Origin of the sequence: Pseudomonas sp. CJQ_9 (assembly GCF_043106615.1) — a bacterium.
Classification (GTDB): Bacteria; Pseudomonadota; Gammaproteobacteria; order Pseudomonadales; family Pseudomonadaceae; genus Aquipseudomonas; species Aquipseudomonas juntendi.
Map to the genome: position 1 here is coordinate 1 of NZ_JBICMS010000024.1, position 20,244 is coordinate 20,244.

The following is a 20,244-nucleotide window of genomic DNA, read 5'->3' on the forward strand; positions in this document are numbered from 1 at the left end:
CATTTATTTGAAATATTCCAGGCGAAGGCTGTTTTGAGGCCGCGAAGTGTTCGCCACAGCACCTTCAGCGCCTGTGAGATCGAGCGCCGCGGGTGTACGCCACAACATTTCCAGCGCCTGCGAGATCGAGCGCCGCCCGCGCGGCGCTTCGCGGCTAAAGCCGCTCCTACATTTGTTTCGGGCCAATTATGCCTGCGGGATTTGCGCGCGAACGCCTCGGCGTATGTCTCGATATCGCGTCGTACCAACAGGGCGGTCGCGTGCGCCTGGCACAGGATGGACTGGCCCGAAACAAACGTAGGAGCGGCTTTAGCCGCGAAGCGCCGCGCGGGCGGCGCTCGATCTCACAGGCACTGAATGTGTTGTGGCGGACACCTCCCAACCCCACCAGTATCTATAAACAGGCCCATTGCCCAACCTGAACCCAACTACCCCCCTACCGCCTAACCAACCCAGCCAACCTCCGCGAAACCGCCGGAATCCTCAACCCCATCAACACAACCCCAATAAACGCATAAACCGCCCACTCCCGCAGATCCGAACGCACGATCCACAAGAAATGCAGCAACCCCAACCCCAACACCGCGTACACCACCCTGTGCAGCTTCTTCCACCGCGCGCCAAGCCGCCGCTGGCTATACCGGTTCGAGGTAACCGCCAACGCCAACAACCCAAGAAACCCCAGCGCCCCGACAATAATGTAAGGCCGCTTGCGCAGCTCCACCGCCAACTGTCCCCAATCCAGCCCGAGAATAAAGAACAGGTAACAGAGAATGTGCAGCACGATATACGCAAACACCCATAACCCCAGCTGCCGCCGCACCACGATCCAACCCGACCACCCCGTCAGCTTCTGCAGCGGTGTCATGCTCAAGGTCACCAGCAGGAAGTTCAGCGCGCCAAGCCCCAACCGGTCCATCATGATCTTGCCCGGGTCAGGCCCCAGCAACCCCGTTGCCGCTTCGTACAACCACCAGGCAGGAAACAGGCAGCCCACGATAAAGATCGCCAGACGAAACCAGGGATAGCGCATCAGTAGTTCTTCCGCAGGTCGAGCCCGGCATAGAGCGAGGCTACTTCGTCGGCATAGCCATTGAACATTTGCGTCTCCCGCACATTGGGACTGAATAGCCCGCTAGGCAGCCGCCGCTCCCGCGCCTGGCTCCAGCGCGGGTGATCGACAGTGGGGTTCACATTGGCGTAGAACCCATATTCATCGGGTGCCAGGCCCTGCCAGGTAGTCCCGGGCTGCTCGGCCACCAGGCTGATGCGCACGATCGACTTGATGCTCTTGAAGCCATACTTCCACGGCACCACCAGCCGCAGCGGTGCACCGTTCTGGTTGGGCAACTCGCGGCCATACATGCCTACCGCAAGCATCGCCAAGGGGTGCATCGCTTCGTCCAGCCGCAGCCCTTCTCTATAAGGCCAGTCGATCAGCGCAAAGCCCGAGCGTTGGCCAGGCATATGCTCCGGGTCTTTCAGCGTTTCAAAACGCACGTAACGGGCCTTCGAAGTTGGCTCGACCTGCTTCAGCACCTGAGCCAATGGGAACCCCAGCCACGGGATGACCATCGACCAGGCCTCTACACAACGCAGCCGGTATATGCGCTCTTCAAGCTGGTAGGGTTTGACGAAGTCTTCCAGGGCATAGCGCCCAGGCTTGCCGACTTCACCATCCACCACAACCGACCAAGGTTCGGTTTTCAGGCTGTCGCCATTGGCCGCCGGGTCACCCTTGTCGGGGCCGAACTCATAGAAGTTGTTGTAGAGGGTAGCGTCCTTGAACGGCGTGATCGCCTCCCCTTTGGCGGTGACTGCCTGCCACTGCGTGGCGCCGAGCTTTTCCGTGAACCAGCCAGGCGCCTTGCCCGGCTCGACATCGGCATAACGGCTGGCCTCGGCCGCGCGACCAACACTGGGCAATGCGCCCAGGGCCAGACCGGCCAACGAGCCACCCAACAACGTACGACGGGACAGGTAAATGCCTTCGGGGGTGATCTCCGATGCCTTGCACTCGGACGACCTGGGAAGCTTGATGAGCATGAGCGGCTCCATAGCACTGGGTAACGGACGTACCAGTAAGACTATGGAGCCGGCAGGTTATTCCAGCATTAAGCGTTTTTTACGCTTTACGGCGGCGCGACTTGAGCAGGAACTGGATAGGCCCCGAAGCCGCGTAGGCGAGGAAGATCAGCAGCAGGATACGCGGCGGGTCGCTGAACACCACGGCAAACACCAGCACCACGGCAAGAATGGCCACAAATGGCACACGGCCCTTGAGGTCCAGCTCCTTGAAGCTGTTGTACTTGATGTTACTGACCATCAGCATGCCTGCAGCCGCCACCAACAGCGCCACCAGGAACGACAGCTTGGAGCCCTGAATACCGTAGTCGCTGAACGCCCACACGGTGCCAGCCACAACACCCGCGGCAGCCGGGCTGGCCAGGCCGATGAAGTAGCGCTTGTCGGCGGTGCCGACCTGGGTATTGAAGCGTGCCAGGCGCAGCGCAGCGCCGGCAACATAGATGAAGGCGACCATCCAGCCAACCTTGCCCATGTCACCCAACGCCCAGCCGAAGGCCAGCAACGCCGGGGCCACACCGAAGGCGACCATGTCCGACAGCGAGTCGTACTCGGCGCCGAACGCGCTCTGGGTGTTGGTCATGCGCGCGACACGGCCGTCGAGGCCGTCAAGCACCATGGCCACGAAGATGGCAATGGCGGCAAACGCGAAATACTTGCTCGCTTCACGCGGGTCACCAGCGCTCAGGGCGCTCTGTGCGCTCATCGAGCTGATAATGGAATAAAAGCCGGCAAACAGGTTGGCGGTAGTAAACAGGTTGGGCAGCAGGTAGATGCCGCGGTGGCGCACTTTGCGACCTTCGGCGTCATGGCCTTCTTCAACGTGCTCATCGACCGGTAGCAGGCTTTCGGCGTCGGAGGGCTTGTTCGGCTCTTCGGGACGTTCGCTCATGGAGGGTACCTTGCAACAGGGTGGAAAATGTTCGACACGGGCCCGCGAAACAGGTTCTGACGGCAGGCCACTGGTCTGCTTTATACCAGATGCTGACTGCCAGAACGAAAAAACGCGGCCGAAGCCGCGTTTTTCATGTTGCGATGCTACTTAGTTCTTGGCTTTGTCGACGATCTTGTTCGCCGAAATCCAAGGCATCATCGAGCGCAGTTGCTCACCGATGATTTCGATGCCGTGCGAAGCGTTGTTACGACGCTTGGCGGTCATCGATGGGTAGTTGGTGGCGCCTTCGGAGATGAACATCTTCGCGTACTCGCCGTCCTGGATGCGCTTGAGTGCGTTGCGCATGGCCTTGCGGGATTCTTCGTTGATGACTTCTGGGCCGGTGACGTACTCACCGTACTCTGCGTTGTTGGAGATCGAGTAGTTCATGTTGGCGATACCGCCTTCGTACATGAGGTCAACGATCAACTTCAGCTCGTGCAGGCATTCGAAGTAGGCCATTTCCGGCGCGTAGCCAGCTTCAACCAGGGTTTCGAAACCGGCTTTGACCAGCTCTACGGTACCGCCGCACAGAACAGCCTGCTCACCGAACAGGTCGGTTTCGGTCTCGTCCTTGAAGGTGGTTTCGATGATGCCGGTACGGCCACCACCCACGCCAGCGGCGTAGGACAGGGCGACGTTCTTGGCGTTGCCCGAAGCGTCCTGGTAGATAGCGATCAGGTCAGGAATACCACCGCCCTTGACGAACTCGGAGCGCACGGTGTGGCCTGGCGCTTTCGGCGCGATCATGATCACGTCCAGGTCGGCGCGCGGCACAACCTGGTTGTAGTGGATCGAGAAACCATGGGAGAAGGCCAGGGTAGCGCCCTTCTTGATGTTCGGCTCGATTTCGTTCTTGTACAGCGTGCCCTGGAATTCGTCCGGGGTCAGGATCATCACCAGGTCAGCCGCAGCGACAGCGGTAGCAACATCGGCAACTTTCAGGCCGTGGGCTTCAGCCTTGGCAACGGTAGCCGAACCTTTACGCAGACCGACGGTAACGTCTACACCGGAGTCCTTCAGGTTGCACGCCTGAGCGTGGCCCTGGGAGCCGTAACCGATGATGGCGACTTTCTTGCCCTGGATGATGGAAAGGTCGCAGTCTTTATCGTAGAAAACTTTCATGAAAATACCCCTGGTTATATCTCGGCCCCCTGCGGAGCCATCGCTAATTTTTAAATTCAGATGCTGAGCACTTTGTCGCCACGGGCAATGCCGGTAACGCCGCTGCGCACGGTTTCGAGAATCGATGCGGTGCCGATGGCCTGGATGAAGCTGTCCAGTTTGTCGCTGGTACCGCTCAGCTGTACGGTGTACACGCTGGCGGTGACGTCGACGATCTGGCCACGGAAGATATCCGTGGTGCGCTTGATCTCGGCGCGCTGGGCACCGGTGGCCTTGACCTTGACCAGCATCAGTTCGCGCTCGATGTGGGCGCTTTCCGACAGGTCGACGAGCTTGACCACTTCGACCAGCTTGTTCAGGTTCTTGGTGATCTGCTCGATCACTTCGTCATGGCCAACGGTGGTCAGCGTCAGACGCGACAGTGTCGGGTCTTCGGTCGGCGCCACGGTCAGGCTTTCAATGTTGTAGTTGCGCTGGGAGAACAGGCCGACCACACGGGACAAAGCACCGGGTTCGTTTTCCAGCAGCAGGGAAATGATATGCCGCATATCAGGTACGCTCCGTCTTGCTCAGCCACATGTCACGCATCGAGCCATCCTTGATCTGCATCGGATAGACGTGCTCACTGCGGTCAACCGCGATGTCGATGAATACCAGGCGGTCCTTCATCGCAAACGCTTCTTCCAGCATCGGCTTGAGGTCCTTCAGGCTGGTGATGCGGATACCCACATGGCCATAGGCCTCGGCCAGCTTGATGAAGTCAGGCAGCGACTCGACATACGAGTGCGAGTGACGACCGTTGTAGGCCATGTCCTGCCATTGGCGGACCATGCCCAACACCCCGTTGTTCAGGTTGACGATCTTCACCGGCAGGCCGTACTGCATGCAGGTGGACAGCTCCTGGATGTTCATCTGGATGCTGCCTTCGCCGGTCACGCAGGCCACGTCCTGGTCCGGGAAGTTGAGCTTGATGCCCATCGCCGCCGGGAAGCCGAAGCCCATGGTGCCCAGGCCACCGGAGTTGATCCAGCGGTTCGGCTTGTTGAAACGGTAGTACTGCGCCGCGAACATCTGGTGCTGACCTACGTCGGAGGTGACGAAGGCATCGCCTTTGGTCACTTCGCACAGGGTCTCGATGACTTTTTGCGGCTTGATGACATTGCCGTCGCCCTTGTCGTAAGGGAACAGCTCACCATTGCCACGCCACTCGTCGATCTGTTTCCACCAGGTATCCAGCGCGGCCTTGTCGGGCTGCTCGCCGATTTCCTTGAGGATGCCGAGCATTTCGCTGAGCACGCTGTCGACCGGGCCAACGATAGGCACATCGGCCTTGATCATCTTCGAGATCGACGCCGGGTCGATATCGACATGGATGATCTTGGCATTCGGGCAGAACTTGGCCGGGCCGTTGACCACGCGGTCGTCGAAACGCGCACCGACGGCGAAGATCACGTCGGCATTGTGCATGGCCATGTTGGCGGTGTAGCTGCCGTGCATGCCGAGCATGCCGAGGAACTGGCGATCAGTACCCGGGAAGCCGCCCAACCCCATGAGGGTGTTGGTGACAGGCAGGTTGAGCGACTTGGCGATTTCGGTCAGCGCTTCGGAGCCACCGCCCAGGATCACACCGCCACCGGCGTAGACGATTGGGCGCTTGGCAGCCAGCAGCATCTCGGCCGCCTTGCGGATCTGGCCGGAGTGGCCACGGACCGCCGGGCTGTACGAGCGCAGCTTGACCTTTTTCGGGTAGACGTATTCGAACTTTTCAGCCGGGTTGGTCATGTCTTTTGGAATGTCGACCACGACTGGACCTGGGCGACCGGATTGCGCCAGGTAGAACGCCTTTTTCAGAATTTCAGGGATCTCGGTCGGGTGCTTGATCATGAAGCTGTGCTTCACGATCGGCCGCGAGATACCGATCATGTCGGTTTCCTGGAAGGCATCGGTACCTACCATGGTGCTAGGCACCTGGCCGGACAGGATGACCATCGGAATCGAGTCCATGTAGGCGGTGGCAATACCGGTGATGGCATTGGTCGCACCCGGGCCGGAGGTTACCAGCACCACACCGGCTTTGCCGGTGGCGCGGGCGTAGCCGTCCGCCATATGGGTTGCCGCCTGTTCGTGACGAACCAGGATGTGTTCCACTTCCGGTTCTTTGAACAGCGCGTCGTAAACATGCAAGAGAGCACCACCAGGGTACCCGTAGATGTGCTTAACGCCTTCGTCACGCAAGAAGCGGACGACCATCTCAGCGCCAGATAAAAGCTCCACGTTGTTCACCTCTAAAACGCCAGAATACCGCCCCTTCAGGACGGGTCTTAATAGGTTTACTGCCAAGCAGAGCATGAGCGAACGTCAGCACTGACTGAGCAAGTATTGGGAGCGCCCCAGAGTGTTGCGGGGTTTTCCCACCCAGCGCGAGGTAACGCGTTGCGGGGTGTAACAGGTCGGCGCGGGTGTGCGCCTCATGATCTGCTTAGCGGGTCTGCTTCTGGCAGTCCCTCTAAAGCGGAAGTTGGATTCTTGTGATTCGGCGCGCACAAGTCAAGAAAAATTATTGCCAATTTTTCCCCGAGATGAATTCTTGCAACCACTAAAAATCGCTTCAGCAGCAGAATTAATAAGATTTCCATAAAAAAGGGCCACAATCTGCGGCCCTTGACGAAAAAACTGAAGAAATCAGGCAGAAGGAGCGATCAATTGGTCAAAAGCTGCCAACAGTCGGCGCAGCTCACGACTTTGCTCGGGCCGGTCGGCAAACACCGTTTCGGCCATGACCAGAATGCTGGAGGCATTTGGCAGCGGCTGGCCGAGCTCGATAATGATCTTCATGCGTTGCAGGAAGATCCACTGCAGCCATTGCTCAAAACGCAAGGTATCGACGGCGAAGGGCACCGTACTGGCCAGCGCCTCATCGCTCGGTGGCTCGTCCTCCCACCAGCCTTGCACCTGCAACTCACGCTCGATCAGCAGCAGGTGGTCGGCGATGTCCAGAATACGTTGCTCGATCATCAGGAACTGACCCGCGCTTTTTGCCTGGCCAAGGCGGCGCCAGCGCTATCGCCCTGCTTTTCACGGGCCTGTGCGATGGTGTTCCACAGTTCGGCCTGCAGGCTGGGGCGGCCGTTGGCGTAGGTCAGGGCGCGACGCGCCAGCTGCTCGGCCTGGGGGGCATCGCCTTGCGACAAACGCACCTGGGCCAGGCGGTAGAGCACCTGCGGTTCGCGCGGGGCAATGCGCTGGGCACGCTCCAGGCTGGAAGCAGCGCCGTTGAAATCGCCACTGCCCTGCTGGGTGGTGGCGGTGGTCAGCAGTGCCAGTACTGGGCCGTCCAGCTGTTCGTCAGCCGCCAGGCCACCTGCAGCCGTGTTGCTGCGCGGAATTCCGGTGGGGGCACTGGTGCTTTGCGGGGCGTTGTTCATCGCCGCGATATCGAACGGTTCGTCGGCGATCGGGTTGGGGTTGGTGGTCATGGGCGCCGACGTGGCCGGCCCGGTAGTGATCGGCCCCGGCGTGATCGGCGCGGTGCTGATCGGCGCCGCGCCATTGGCCGCCGGGAAGGTCTGGATGCCCGAAGCGCCTGCGCCCTGCGGGATCATCACGGTGACGCCGGAATCCTCAGGCAGTTTTTGCGCTTGCGCGGTGCCAGCGTTGTAACCACCCGCCGGGCGGTTGGCAGACACGCGTTCGCTGTTCGACACGCGGGTGCTCGAATCGACCACCGGAATATTGCCGCGCGGGACGCTGGAGCACCCTTGGAGCACAGCCAGCGCCGTCACGGCAGGAAACAGCCACTTGTTCACGTCACACCTCATCAATGCAGCCTGCGCTTAATTCATCCAGCCCTTGACCCAGTCCATGACCGATTCAGCTGGATTCTGCTCGCCGCCACAGGTTGCGCCGGCGGGCGGTTCGCTGCCGCGAATATACGGCATCTGTACCGCTCCCGGACAGCTGCCGTCAGACCCTTGGCCGCTGTAGGGGTCGATCCAGGCTTGTACCACGTTGTCCGGTTGCGGCATGTCCAGCGGCAGCGGGTCGGCCTTCTTCATGAAACTGGTCCATACCTGCAGGGCACCGGTGGCGCCGGTGAACGGTGTTTTACCGTTATCGTCGCGGCCCATCCACACCACCGCCAGCAAATCCTGGCTGAAACCAGAGAACCAGCTGTCGCGCGAGTCGTTGCTGGTACCGGTCTTGCCCGCCAGGGTCAACGAGCGCGGCAAGGTGTTGTACACCGAGCGGCCGGTCCCTTCGCGCATCACTCGCTGCATGGCGTTCTGCACCAGGTAGATGGCACCCGGGTCGAAGGTTTGCTGGATCTGGAACGGGTAGCGCTTGAGCGGTTCACCCTCTGCGGTGAGCACGCTGCGAATACCGCGCATCGGCGTGTTGAAGCCACCATTGGCAATGGTCTGGTACATGGTCGCGACCTGCATCGGCGACATGCCGCCAGCCCCCAGCAGCATGGCCGGGAAGGCTGGCCAGTCGACATTCACCCCCAGCCGGCCGATGGTCTTGATCACGTTCGGCACCCCCACTTCCAGGCCGATCTTGGCAGTCGACAGGTTGTAGGAATTGGCCAGCCCCTGGTACAGGTAGATCGTGCCGTGCGGGCGGCGGTCATAGTTTTGTGGGCGCCAGACCTGGCCGTCGCCACCTTTGACCGAGAACGGCTCATCCTGCACCCAGCTGGTCAGGGTGTACTTGCTTGGCTGCTCCAGCGCGGTCAGGTAAACGGCCGGCTTGACCAGCGAGCCGATCGGCCGCGAGGCATCGATGGCGCGGTTGAAGCCGGCGAAACCCGCCTGGCGGCTGCCGATCAGGGCCTGTACCTCACCGGTTTCCGGGTTGGTGACGACCATCGCCGATTCGACCTCGTCCGCCCCTTTGCGCCCGGCCAGGCGCTTGAACGTCTCGCTCATCGAGGCTTCGGCTTTCATCTGCAGGATCGGGTCGAAGCTGGTAAAGATACGCAAGCCTTCCTCGGTCAAGTCTTCATCGCGGTAGTCCTGGCGCAACTGCCGCTTGACCAGGTCGAGGAAGGCCGGGAAGGAGCTGTCGGCCAGGCTGCCACGTTTGGTCACGCCCAGCGGCATCTTCTTCGCTGCATCGACCTCCTCCTGGCTGGCCACGCCTTGCTCGGCCACCAGGTCGAGCACCAGGTTGCGCCGGGCCAGCGCACGTTCAGGGTAGCGCCGCGGGTTGTAGTAGGACGGGCCCTTGACCATGCCCACCAACAAGGCGATCTGGTGCAGCTTCAACTCCGACAGCGGCTGGCTGAAGAAGAACTGGCTGGCCAGGCCGAAGCCGTGCACGGCACGCTGGCCGTCCTGCCCGACAAAGACCTCGTTGAGGTAGGCCTCGAGGATTTCGCGCTTGTCGTAATGCAGTTCGAGCAGCACCGCCATCATCGCTTCGGTCACTTTGCGGCTGAGGCTGCGCTCGCTGCTGAGGTAGAAGTTCTTCACCAACTGCTGGGTCAGGGTACTGCCACCCTGGCGCATCGAGCCGGATGAAGTATTCACCCACATGGCCCGGGCGATGGACTTGGGCGACACGCCATGGTGGCTGTAGAAGTCGCGGTCTTCCGTGGCAACCAGGGTCTCGAGCAGGTATTTCGGCACCTGGTCGATCTTGATCAGAATGCGGTCTTCAAGGTTTTTCGGGTAGATACCGCCGATCATCAGCGGCTCCAGGCGCACCACGTCAAGCGCCTTGCCATTGGCCCCGGAAAGGCCGGCCACGTAATCGCCGGAGAACCGTACGCGCACGAACTGCGCTGGCTCCATGCCCTCGTAGAACTGGAAGCCACGGGTGTTGAGGTCGACGGTATTGCCGTTGACGGCGGCCGCCCCCGGGCCATTGGCCGCGCTTTCACGCCGGTAGCCAAGCGCGTCGAGCTCGGTGAGGAAGTCGTTCTTGCTCAGTTTCTGGCCGGTGAACAGCTCCAACGGCCGTGCATACACCTTGGCCGGGATGGTCCAGCGCTTGCCAGAGAACTTCTCCTGGACAACGGCATCGAGGTAAACCGCGAAGCCGGCGACGATCACCAGGCCTACCAGGCTGAGCTTCAAAGCCCAGCCCAGCCAGGCGCGGGAGCGGCCGGTCGGGCGTTTTTGAGGGGTACGGGGAGTTCGGGTTCGGGTCATGACGGCGGATTATACGCACTTTGGGAAGACTGGGCAGGCGGCCCGGCGGTAGGCAGGGACGGCACCATTGACCATAATGATGCATTCGAATTCCCTGCCCCCGGAAGGATTTGCCGTGAGCCAAGCTCTTATCACTGCGTTGCAGAACCCCGCCCTGTACCCCCACCCCGTGGACGGGTTCCAGCTCATCGAGACGCATATCTCCTGGGTGCTGCTGACGGGCGAGTACGCCTACAAGATCAAGAAGCCGATGAATTTCGGCTTTCTCGACTTCACTGGCCTGGACCAGCGCCAGCATTTCTGTAACGAAGAATTGCGCCTGAACCAGCGCCTGACCGACGGCCTGTACCTGGACGTTCTGCCGATCACCGGTAGCGCCGACGCGCCACAGCTCGCCGGCGAAGGCCAGGCCATCGAATATGCACTGAAGATGCGCCAGTTCCCCCAAGGGCAGATGCTCAGCACCCTGCAGGCCAATGGCGAACTGAACGCCACGCACATCGACCAGATGGCCCGGCAGATCGCCGAATTCCATCTGCAGGCCCCGCGTGTACCGGTCGAGCACCCACTGGGCACGCCGGAGGCCGTCATGGCGCCGGTGGAGCAGAACTTCGAGCAGATACGCCCGTTCCTCAGCGACAAGGCCGACCTGCAACAGCTAGACGCCCTGCAAGCCTGGGCACGCAGCAGTTTCGAGCGGCTGCATGGCCTGCTGGAAAAGCGCAAGGCCAATGGCTTTATTCGCGAATGCCACGGTGACATTCACCTGGGCAACGCCACGCTGATCGATGGCCGGGTGGTGATCTTCGACTGCATCGAATTCAACGAACCGTTCCGCCTGACCGACGTCTACGCCGACACCGGCTTCCTGGCGATGGACTTGGAAGACCGCGGCCTCAAGTGCCTGGCCCGGCGCTTCATCAGCCAGTACCTGGAACTGACCGGCGACTACGAAGGCCTGGAGCTGCTCAACTTCTACAAGGCCTACCGCGCACTGGTACGGGCCAAGGTCGCGCTGTTCAGCATGCCGGCCAATGCCGATGGCGTGCAGCGTGCCACCACCCTGCGCACCTACCGCAACTACGCCAACCTGGCAGAAAGCTACAGCGCCATCCCTTCGCGCCTGCTGGCCATCACCCACGGCGTATCGGCAGTGGGCAAAAGCCATGTGGCCATGCGCATGGTCGAGGCGCTGGGCGCAGTGCGCGTGCGTTCGGACGTAGAGCGCAAGCGCTTGTACGGCGAACAGCAGCAGGCTGAGGCCACCCAGCTCAGCACCGGCATCTATGCCGAGGAGGCCAGCACTGCAACTTACCGGCGCCTGCACGAAGTCGCCGCGACCGTGCTGCGGGCAGGGTTCCCGGTGGTGCTGGATGCCACCTACCTCAAACGCGAACAGCGCCAGGCTGCGGCCGAGGTAGCCAGCCAGACTGGCGTGCCGTTCCTGATTCTGGACTGCCACGCGCCGGACGCGGTGATCGCCAGCTGGCTGGAGCAGCGCCAGGCCGAGAACAGCGACCCGTCGGATGCCACCCTGGAGGTGGTCAAGGCGCAGCAGGCCAGCCGAGAGGCGCTGGATACGCAGGAGCTGGCGCAGAGCACCCACGTTGACACCCAGACGGCTGGCAGCATGGACCAGGTGATCGAGCAGATTCGCCAGCGTCTGCCTGGCTTGTAAGCTAGTCGATTTTCCTGCGCCGGCCCTTCGCGGGCTTGCCCGCTCCCACAGGTAAACCACAGCCCTTGAAGGCTGCGCCGAACCTGTGGCAGCGGGCAAGCCCGCGAAGAGGCCGGCACAGGGCATCTCATCGCCCCGGTGGCAAAAAGCCGCGTATTCCCCAACCCCCGCTACACTCCTCTCTGACCTGCTCGCGATTTATCTCCCCATGACCCGTTCAGCCATCGCAAGGAGGCTCGATGAACGATGAATTGCAGCATCTGAAAAACCTTGGCAAGACCTCTGCGCAGTGGCTGCATGCGGCCGGCATTCACAGTGCATCGGATCTGCGCCGCCTGGGTGCCGTGGGTGCATACCAGGCCGTGAAGACACGAGGGTTTCGCGCATCGAAGGTGCTGTTGTATGCCATTGAAGGCGCCCTGCTGGATATGCACTGGAACGATTTGCCCCTCGAACGCAAGGAAGCCCTCAACCAACAACTGGATGCGAAAACCCCCGCGCAAAAAAATCCAAAATAAGCGCGACAAGAGGATTGACGTCTAAATGAGAATTGTTATGATTATCACAACTGGTCGCGAGACTGGTTGGATAAGCTAAGAGCCCCTGGTTCGGACTCTCAGATTATCTCCTCATCAGGCTAATCACGGTTATTGACCCGGCAATTTGCCGGGTCTTTTTTTGCCCGGGGTTTCATGTCTTATCGTTTCAGTTGGGTGCAATAATCCTGCTCTGGCATCGCCGCCGTGTACCACACGTAATCGGCCTCACCCGCTTCAACCTTCTCGCCCACCTCGGCCAGCATCAGCACTTTGCTCGCACCCGGTGCGCCCAGGTCACTCAAATGCAACGGCACGCCCAGGTCCTTGCGCACGTGATAGGCCCCGGCAAACAGCAGTGCCGGTTGCGGCGCCGCCAGCAAGCGCTTGGCCATGCGCCGGTCACGCTGCTGCTGCACGGCCAGCATCGCCGGTAGCTGGCTTTCCGGCAGCATCCCGCAATGCCCGGCGCGCACCTGCTGCAGCAACCTCGCCCTGACGGTCGCCGCATTGGTTTTCTCGCCCGCCAATGGCGGCGGCTGCCGGTAGGCCTGGCGCATTTCACCTGGGGAAAGGTTGCCGGCCAGTAGGGGTATCTGCTGTTGCAGGGCTGCACGCACGATCGGCCCGTACAACTGCCAGTCCCAGCCCTCCTCCCACGCCAGTGCCTTGGGCAAGTCTGCCGGCAAAGGTTGCCCTTTGAGCCTGTCCACCAGCGGCTGCTGTTCAGGTTGCAGCATCTCCAGCAATAAGCTGCCCTGGGCACGCTGGCTCTGCAGGGCGCGCAGCAACCACACTTGCAGTGCGTGGTGGTCGGGGTTGTCATGTTTTTCACCGACCAGCACTCGCGGTGCGGTAGCCAGGCGCTGCACCAGTTGGTCCGGGCTGATTACCTGCCCGCTGCCGAGATCGACCACCTGCCCAAGCTGGGCATGCGTGCGCCCTTCGGTGCTCTGCCAGGCAGGCAACGGTGGCAGGCTGGCCTGGCAGCCGCCCAATACCAGTAACATGCACAGCGAAAAACCGGACAACAGCGGGTATCGCATTGGCAGTAGCTCCTTGGTAGCGGCCGCTCACGACAGCGATCGGGCCAGCTTCAACGGGTGATGATCAGCGGGTGGCCACGCTCAGGATGTGCCTGCACCAGCACGTCGATCCCGTACACGGCCTTCAACGCTGCCGGCGTCAGCACCTGTTCAGGCGAGGCAAAGGCATGGCAACGCCCCTGCTCCAGCAACAAGATCCGGTCACAGTAGCGCGCCGCCAGGTTCAGGTCATGCAAGATCACCAGCACCGCAGCGCCGCGGTCGGCAAAGCGGCGCACCGCCTCCAGGGTAGTGTGCTGGTGCAGCGGGTCGAGCATCGAGGTGGGCTCATCGAGCAACAAGGTAGTGCCCTGTTCCCCCGGCCACAACTGTGCCAGCACACGGGCAAGGTGCACGCGTTGCCGCTCGCCGCCGGACAACGCCAGGTAACTGCGCCCCACCAGGTGCCAGGCATCCGCCGCCTGCAACGCCGCTTCGACAATTTCGGCGTCGCGGCGCTGCCCGGTGCCGTGCGGCATGCGGCCCATGGCCACCACTTCCTCGACGCTGAACGAAAACCCCAGGCTCGACACCTGAGGCAATACGGCCAGGCGCCGGGCCCGCTCCTGTCCAGGCCAATCACCGAGGGCGCGCCCCTGCAACGTCACCCGCCCACGGCCTGGCACCAGCTCGCCACACATCACGCCCAACAGGCTGCTCTTCCCCGCGCCGTTGGGGCCGAGCACGCCCACCACCTGGCCAGGGGGCAATTGCAGATCAATGTCATGCAGCACCTCGTGGCTGCCCCGCCGCAAGTGCAGGCCCTCGGCATGCAACATCAGCTGCGCCCTCGCACCAGCAGGAACAGAAAGAACGGCGCCCCCACAAAGGCCGTGACAATGCCGATCGGCAACTCGGCGGGCGCCAGCAGCAGCCGTGCCGCGAGGTCGGCAAACAGCATCAGCACACCGCCAGCCAGCAGCGAGGCTGGCAACAACACCCGGTGATCCGGCCCGGCCAGCAAGCGCACCAGGTGCGGCACCACCAGGCCGATGAAGCCGATCAGGCCGGCAGCCGCAACAGCTGCACCCACCCCAAGCGCCGTGCAGAACACCAGTTCGCGCTTGAGCCGTTCCACATCAACGCCCAGGTGGCGGGCCTCGGACTCCCCCAAAAGCAAGGCATTCAGCGCTTTGGCCCGCCGTGGCAGCCACAGTGCCACACCCGCCGCCACCAGCAACAACGGCCATAGCCGGTCGTAGCTGGCACCGTTGAGGCTGCCCAGGTTCCAGAAGGTCAATGTACGCAACGTGGCGTCATCGGCCAGGTAAGAGAACAACCCCACCACCGCGCCGCCCAGTGCCGTCATCGCGACCCCGGCCAGCAGCATGGTGGCCACGCTGGTCTGCCCATCGCGGCGGCCCAGGCGGTAGACCAGCGCCGTCACGCCAAGCCCCCCGACAAAGGCACAGAACGACAGCAAATACGGTGCAAAGGCCTCTGGCAGGCCGCCGAACCAGGCCCCGCCGACAATAGCGAGCGCCGCGCCCACAGCCGCCCCGGCGGCCACCCCGACCAAACCCGGATCGGCCAGCGGATTACGGAACAACCCCTGCATGGCGACCCCGGACAACGCCAGCACCGCGCCCACTGCCAGCCCAAGCAAGGTGCGCGGCAGGCGGATCTGGCCAAGGATCATTTCGGCCTGTTGCAAGCCGTCGGCGGTAATGGGCAGGCCCATCAACCGCAGGCCCGCACGCAGGGTATCGAACAGCGGCAGGCTGACCGGCCCCAGCGCCAGCGACAGCCACACCGCCAGCAGGCACAGCAGGCTCAGGCAAATGAACAATGTACGTGGCCGGACCCGCTGGTTCATTGTACGAAGCTGGCCTTGGCTGCCGGGTAGAAGGTAGCAGCCAGCGATTGCAAGGTCGCCGGCAGGCGCGGCCCAAGCCCACCGACCAGCAGTGTGGGGTCAAGCGACAACAGGCGTTGCTCACGCACGGCACGCGAAGCCGCCAGCGCCGGGTTTTCTTTCAACAAAGCCTGCAGCGCCAGCTCATCGGCCAGCGCCCGATCGGAAAACACGATCACATCCGGGTCCAGGGCAGCCAATGCTTCGTTCGAGAAATGCTTGTAGCCCTGATGCTCTGCCAGGTTGCGCCCGCCGGCCTGGCCCAGCAGCCAGTCACCGGCGGTGCCCTGCCCGGCGATCAGCGGCTTGGCCCCAGCGTGCCCTACCAGCAGCAACACCCCCGGTGCCTTGTGCTGCGCCTGGGCCCGCTGGACCTTGGCGTGCAAGGTTTGCAGTTGCTGATGGTAACCCGCGGCCAGCGTTGTGGCCTGCGGTTCTGCGCCCAGCAGTTGCCCCAACTGCTTGAGGTTGCTGTCTACCGCCGCCAGCTCGGCCTTGCCGGAAAACAGCTCGACACGCACACCGGCCTTGCGGATTTGCGCCAGTACCGGCGGCGGGCCCATTTCTTCGGTACCCACCAGCACATCCGGGCGCAGGCTGAGCACGCCCTCGGCCGACAACTGGCGCTGGTACCCCACGCTGGGCAGCGACTTCAACGAAGCTGGGTGCTGACTGGTCGTGTCCACCCCCACCAGCCGCGCTTCACCACCCAACGCGCATATCCACTCGCTCAGCGCGCCGCCGGCGCTGACCCAGCGTTGCGGCAGGTCTGCCGCCAGGGCCTGGCTAGAGAGCACAAGGCTTGCACACAAGGCGAGCAAAGCGGCGGGACGACGCATCATCGGGTTCCTTCTGAAGGCGAGCTGCACGCCTTGTGGCGAGCGGCGGAACTGCGCACCATGGACGGCAGAACGCAGCGAATGCGGGCAATTTGATAATTATTCGCATTGACGCGTCAAGCCATCATCTGTTTCACGAGTCGTACTGCCATGCATTTTCTCTGCACATCACCCAGCCTGGCCGAGGGCCAGACACGCGCTTTCAGCGTAGACGGCCTGCAACTGTTCGGCGTGCGCCGCCAGGGCCAGGTCTACCTGTACCGCAACCGCTGCCCGCACAAGGGCATCCCGTTGAACTGGGCACAGGACCGCTTTCTCGATGACAGCGCGAGCCTGATCCAGTGCGGGCATCACGGCGCCCTGTTCCTGATCGAGAGCGGCGAATGCGTGGCCGGCCCCTGTGACGGTGAGCAGTTGCAGGCCCTGGGCTGCCATGAAGACACCCAGGGCGTATGGCTCAAGGGCTGAGCAGCACCGGTAAGCGGCGGTCGATGACGATGCCCTGCGGGTCCAGGCGCGTGCCGTATGCCAGCACCTCCACCCCGCCCGCCACGGCAGCACGCAACGCCTGGGCGTAGGCAGCATCGATCTCCTCGGCAGGGCGCACCGCATCGATGCCGGTCAGGTTGACGCAATACAGTTGCACCGCCCGCACGCCTTGGCTGGCCAGCTTTGCCAGCTCGCGCAGGTGCTTGGCCCCGCGCTGGGTCACCGCATCGGGAAACGCCGCAACCGGGCTGTCGGGGTAGCCCAGGGTCACGCTCTTGACCTCGACGTAGGCCGGGGCACCGTCGAACTCCAGGCGGAAGTCGATGCGGCTGCCCTCCTCGCCATACGCCACCTCACGTCTGAGTGCCGTGAACCCGGCCAGCTCGGCGATCGTACCGGCGCGCAGCGCCTCTTCAACCAGGGCATTGGCCCGCCCGGTATTCACGCACGCCAACCGGCCCTGCGGGGTTTCGCTGATTTCCCAGGTGCCCGGCAGTTTGCGCTTGGGGTCGTTGGAGCGGCTGAACCACACCTGCCCGCCTTCACGCATGCAATTGAGCATGGAGCCAGTATTCGGGCAGTGGATGGTCAACTGCTCGCCGTTGGCCAGTTCGATATCGGCCAGGAACCGTTTGTAGCGGCGCAGCAGGCGGCCGTGTTCGAGTGCAGGTGAAAAAAGCATCAGCCTTGCCAGCTCCGCAAGCCACGGGCAATGCGATGCACCGCCTCCTCCAGGCGCGGCAGGCTTTGCGTATAGGCAAAGCGCACATGGTGCCCGGCCAGGTGGCGACCGAAGTCCAGGCCCGGGGTGAAGGCCACGTGTTCGGTCTCCAGGAAATGCCGGCAGAAGGCAAACGCATCACCGCCATAAGCGCTGATGTCGGCATATAGATAGAACGCCCCCTGAGGCTCAACGGCAATGCGCAAACCCAGCTCGCGCAGCGCCGGCAACAGGTAGTCCCGGCGGCGGGCAAATTCGGCGCGACGCTGTTCGAAGATGGCCAGGGTTTCGGGCTGGAAGCACGCCAGCGCAGCATGCTGTGCCATGCTCGGCGCACTGATGTACAGGTTCTGCGCCAGTTTCTCCAGGTCGGCCACGGCCTGCGGTGGCGCCACCAGCCAGCCAAGGCGCCAGCCGGTCATACCGAAATACTTGGAAAAACTATTCAGGACAAACGCCGAGTCATCCACTTCCAGCACGCTGGGCGCATCCATGCCGTAGGTCAGCCCGTGGTAAATCTCGTCGACTACCAAGTGGCCGTGCCGTTCACGGGTGGCCTTGGCCAGGCTGGCCAGTTCGGTACGGCCCAGCACCGTGCCGGTCGGGTTGGCCGGCGAGGCGACCAGGGCGCCAACGGTATCCTGGTCCCAGTAGCGCTGCACCAGGTCGGCGGTCAACTGGTAGTTCACCTCCGGGCCGACCGGTACCAGTTGCGCCCCACCTTCTACCAGGCGCAGGAAGTGGCGGTTACACGGGTAGCCCGGGTCAGCCAGCAGCCAGTGCTTGCCGGGGTCGACCAGCAGGCTGCTGGCCAGTAACAGGGCGCCCGAACCGCCCGGGGTAATGAGAATGCGCTGCGGGTCGATGTTCAGGCCATAACGCTGGGCATAGAACCCGGCGATCGCTTCGCGCAGCGCCGGCAGGCCGCGTGCGGCGGTATAGCGGGTGTGGCCGGCGGCCAGCGCGGCCTGGCCCGCAGCCACAATCGGTGCTGCGGTGGTGAAGTCCGGCTCGCCGATTTCCAGGTGGATCACGTCGTGGCCGGCCGCTTGCAGCTCGTTGGCCCGCGCCAGCAGTGCCATGACATGGAAAGGTTCGATGGCGCGGCTGCGCGCGCTGTAGGGGTGGGCCATGACCTTCTCTCAATAGCGGCTAAACTGAAGATTCTACCTGCGTAAGTAATCGAACGTACCGCTCAGGTCGGTGTCTGTTAGCAGGATCGGGCGGGCTAGCGCACCCCCGATCTATCTGGTAAGTTCGGCGGCTCGCAGTCGCAGGGCCGGCGGTCGCCGGAGATGGAGCATCCTGCGCATTGGATCAGATGAGTGAGAGGCGGTCTATTCATGTCCACCGTAGAAAAGCAAAAAACCGGTCAGACCATGTACGGTGTCGAGCCTTACGTAGAGTCCAAGGGCGAAGAGTACATGGGTGAGCCCATGAAGCAGCATTTCAACAAGCTTCTCAACGCCTGGAAGCAAGAGCTGATGACCAGTGTGGACCGCACTGTGGATCACATGAAGGACGAGGCAGCCAACTTCCCCGACCCGGCCGACCGTGCCAGCCAGGAAGAAGAATTCGCCCTTGAGCTGCGCAACCGCGACCGCGAGCGCAAGCTGATCAAGAAAATCGACAAGACCCTCGACAAGATCAAGGCCGACGAATACGGCTGGTGCGAGTCGTGCGGCATCGAGATCGGCCTGCGCCGTCTGGAAGCCCGCCCTACCGCCGACCTGTGCTTCGACTGCAAGGAAATCGCCGAGAAAAAGGAAAAAACGGTCGGCAAAGGCTGATCTTTCTTCCAACCGAACGGGGCGCATCATGCGCCCCGTTGCATTTATATACCCAGCCAGACCATGACCAACTCCAGCTACATCGGGCGCTTTGCCCCCACCCCCAGCGGTTTCCTGCACTTTGGCTCACTGGTGGCTGCACTCGCCTCCTGGCTGGATGCCCGCGCGGTCGACGGCCGCTGGCTGCTGCGCGTAGAAGACACCGACCCGCCCCGGGAAATGCCCGGCGCCCGTGACGCCATCTTGCAAACCCTCGAACGCTACGGCCTGCACTGGGACGGCGAAGTGGTGTTTCAAAGCCAGCGCCACGACGCCTATGCCGCGGTGGTCGACCGCCTGTTCAACATGGGCCTGGCCTATGCCTGCACCTGCTCGCGCAAGCAACTGGAGGCCTATGGCGGCATCTACCCAGGCCTGTGCCGTAACGCCGGGCATGCGCGCGAGGGCGCGGCGATCCGCTTGCGGGTGCCAGAGCTGACCTACCGTTTCAGCGACCGCGTACAGGGTGCTTACCAGCAGCACCTGGGCCGCGACGTGGGCGATTTCGTGATACAGCGCCGCGATGGCCTGTATGCCTACCAGCTGGCCGTTGTACTGGACGACGCCTGGCAAGGTGTCACCGACATCGTGCGCGGTGCCGACCTGCTCGACAACACCCCGCGCCAGCTGTACCTGCAAGAGCTGCTGGGCTTTTCGCAACCGCGCTATCTGCACATACCGCTGATCGTGCAGCCGGACGGCCATAAGCTGGGCAAGTCATACCGTTCGCCGCCGTTGCAGGCCGAGCAGGCGACGCCGCTGTTGTTGCGGGCGTTGCGGGCGCTGGGGCAAGCGACTGACCCGCAGTTGCTGCTGGCAACGCCGGCTGAAGTACTGGCCGTGGCGCGCCAGCAGTGGCGGCCCGAAGCGATTGCGCGGCGCACGACGGTGCCAGAGGCTGATCTGCGCTGAG

20 protein-coding genes are annotated in these 20,244 nt (G+C 62.7%); 5 read left to right on the forward strand and 15 right to left on the reverse strand.

What is annotated here, in order from left to right; genetic code table 11:
* Positions 1–436 precede the first annotated feature (436 nt).
* The 9 genes from msrQ to mrcB all read right to left on the reverse strand — a co-directional run bounded on the left by msrQ (position 437) and on the right by mrcB (position 10,299).
* The gene (msrQ, locus tag ACF8SD_RS03730; RefSeq protein ID WP_173891084.1) at positions 437–1,033 is read right to left on the reverse strand and encodes a protein-methionine-sulfoxide reductase heme-binding subunit MsrQ; all 597 of its coding nucleotides are present in this window, start codon (positions 1,031–1,033) and stop codon (positions 437–439) included.
* Positions 1,033–2,046, reverse strand: a complete 1,014-nt coding sequence (gene msrP / locus ACF8SD_RS03735) for a protein-methionine-sulfoxide reductase catalytic subunit MsrP (protein WP_392483880.1) — start codon at positions 2,044–2,046, stop codon at positions 1,033–1,035. The genes msrQ and msrP overlap by 1 nt, the downstream gene beginning before the upstream one ends.
* Positions 2,047–2,125: 79 nt before the next feature.
* Complete coding sequence (gene pssA / locus ACF8SD_RS03740) at positions 2,126–2,977, reverse strand: CDP-diacylglycerol--serine O-phosphatidyltransferase (protein WP_009685387.1); 852 nt, start codon at positions 2,975–2,977, stop codon at positions 2,126–2,128.
* Positions 2,978–3,127: 150 nt separating this feature from the next.
* Positions 3,128–4,144 (reverse strand): ketol-acid reductoisomerase, encoded by a 1,017-nt coding sequence (gene ilvC, locus ACF8SD_RS03745; protein WP_009685386.1) that lies wholly within the window; start codon positions 4,142–4,144, stop codon positions 3,128–3,130.
* A 56-nt stretch (positions 4,145–4,200) separates the two neighbouring features.
* Positions 4,201–4,692, reverse strand: coding sequence for an acetolactate synthase small subunit (ilvN, locus tag ACF8SD_RS03750; RefSeq protein WP_003250040.1), 492 nt, complete (start codon positions 4,690–4,692; stop codon positions 4,201–4,203).
* A gap of 1 nt (position 4,693) precedes the next feature.
* Positions 4,694–6,418, reverse strand: a complete 1,725-nt coding sequence (locus ACF8SD_RS03755; RefSeq protein WP_173891086.1) for an acetolactate synthase 3 large subunit — start codon at positions 6,416–6,418, stop codon at positions 4,694–4,696.
* 408 nt (positions 6,419–6,826) lie between these two features.
* Entirely contained in the window at positions 6,827–7,159 is a 333-nt protein-coding gene (locus ACF8SD_RS03760) for a YqcC family protein (RefSeq protein ID WP_009685384.1), read from the reverse strand.
* The gene (locus ACF8SD_RS03765; protein WP_173891087.1) at positions 7,159–7,962 is read right to left on the reverse strand and encodes a tetratricopeptide repeat protein; all 804 of its coding nucleotides are present in this window, start codon (positions 7,960–7,962) and stop codon (positions 7,159–7,161) included. The genes ACF8SD_RS03760 and ACF8SD_RS03765 overlap by 1 nt, the downstream gene beginning before the upstream one ends.
* 15 nt (positions 7,963–7,977) lie before the next feature.
* On the reverse strand, positions 7,978–10,299 hold the full coding sequence (mrcB, locus tag ACF8SD_RS03770; RefSeq protein ID WP_009685382.1) for a penicillin-binding protein 1B: 2,322 nt from the start codon (positions 10,297–10,299) through the stop codon (positions 7,978–7,980).
* 115 nt (positions 10,300–10,414) lie between these two features.
* Here mrcB and ACF8SD_RS03775 point away from each other — a divergent pair, with 115 nt between their 5' ends.
* Both ACF8SD_RS03775 and ACF8SD_RS03780 read left to right on the forward strand, forming a co-directional pair.
* Positions 10,415–11,977 carry a bifunctional aminoglycoside phosphotransferase/ATP-binding protein gene (locus ACF8SD_RS03775; RefSeq protein WP_173891089.1) on the forward strand — a complete coding sequence of 521 codons (1,563 nt, stop codon included), beginning with the start codon at positions 10,415–10,417 and terminating at the stop codon, positions 11,975–11,977.
* A gap of 239 nt (positions 11,978–12,216) precedes the next feature.
* Positions 12,217–12,495 carry a TfoX/Sxy family protein gene (locus tag ACF8SD_RS03780; protein ID WP_029886419.1) on the forward strand — a complete coding sequence of 93 codons (279 nt, stop codon included), beginning with the start codon at positions 12,217–12,219 and terminating at the stop codon, positions 12,493–12,495.
* A gap of 179 nt (positions 12,496–12,674) precedes the next feature.
* On the opposite strand, the gene ACF8SD_RS03785 is transcribed toward ACF8SD_RS03780, so the two are convergent.
* The 4 genes from ACF8SD_RS03785 to ACF8SD_RS03800 are packed head-to-tail and all read right to left on the reverse strand — an operon-like array spanning position 12,675 to position 16,295.
* Positions 12,675–13,559 (reverse strand): ChaN family lipoprotein, encoded by an 885-nt coding sequence (locus tag ACF8SD_RS03785; RefSeq protein ID WP_392483881.1) that lies wholly within the window; start codon positions 13,557–13,559, stop codon positions 12,675–12,677.
* 50 nt (positions 13,560–13,609) lie between these two features.
* Positions 13,610–14,377 carry a heme ABC transporter ATP-binding protein gene (locus tag ACF8SD_RS03790; RefSeq protein WP_173891091.1) on the reverse strand — a complete coding sequence of 256 codons (768 nt, stop codon included), beginning with the start codon at positions 14,375–14,377 and terminating at the stop codon, positions 13,610–13,612.
* Positions 14,377–15,360 carry a FecCD family ABC transporter permease gene (locus ACF8SD_RS03795; protein WP_392483909.1) on the reverse strand — a complete coding sequence of 328 codons (984 nt, stop codon included), beginning with the start codon at positions 15,358–15,360 and terminating at the stop codon, positions 14,377–14,379. Before ACF8SD_RS03795 ends, ACF8SD_RS03790 begins: the two co-directional genes overlap by 1 nt.
* Positions 15,361–15,410: 50 nt before the next feature.
* Positions 15,411–16,295 (reverse strand): hemin ABC transporter substrate-binding protein, encoded by an 885-nt coding sequence (locus ACF8SD_RS03800; protein WP_392483882.1) that lies wholly within the window; start codon positions 16,293–16,295, stop codon positions 15,411–15,413.
* A gap of 147 nt (positions 16,296–16,442) precedes the next feature.
* On the opposite strand from ACF8SD_RS03800, the gene ACF8SD_RS03805 reads away from it, so the two are divergent.
* Positions 16,443–16,760: a Rieske (2Fe-2S) protein gene (locus ACF8SD_RS03805; protein WP_054913425.1), complete on the forward strand. Its 318-nt coding sequence runs from the start codon at positions 16,443–16,445 to the stop codon at positions 16,758–16,760.
* On the opposite strand, the gene sfsA is transcribed toward ACF8SD_RS03805, so the two are convergent.
* Complete coding sequence (gene sfsA / locus ACF8SD_RS03810) at positions 16,750–17,463, reverse strand: DNA/RNA nuclease SfsA (protein WP_392483883.1); 714 nt, start codon at positions 17,461–17,463, stop codon at positions 16,750–16,752. The two genes, ACF8SD_RS03805 and sfsA, sit on opposite strands and share 11 nt — an antisense overlap.
* Positions 17,463–18,635 (reverse strand): pyridoxal phosphate-dependent aminotransferase, encoded by a 1,173-nt coding sequence (locus ACF8SD_RS03815; RefSeq protein ID WP_173891094.1) that lies wholly within the window; start codon positions 18,633–18,635, stop codon positions 17,463–17,465. Before ACF8SD_RS03815 ends, sfsA begins: the two co-directional genes overlap by 1 nt.
* Positions 18,636–18,845: 210 nt before the next feature.
* On the opposite strand from ACF8SD_RS03815, the gene dksA reads away from it, so the two are divergent.
* The gene (gene dksA, locus ACF8SD_RS03820; protein WP_392483884.1) at positions 18,846–19,292 is read left to right on the forward strand and encodes an RNA polymerase-binding protein DksA; all 447 of its coding nucleotides are present in this window, start codon (positions 18,846–18,848) and stop codon (positions 19,290–19,292) included.
* Positions 19,293–19,355: 63 nt separating this feature from the next.
* On the forward strand, positions 19,356–20,243 hold the full coding sequence (gene gluQRS, locus ACF8SD_RS03825) for a tRNA glutamyl-Q(34) synthetase GluQRS (protein WP_173891095.1): 888 nt from the start codon (positions 19,356–19,358) through the stop codon (positions 20,241–20,243).
* Position 20,244: the final 1 nt, after the last annotated feature.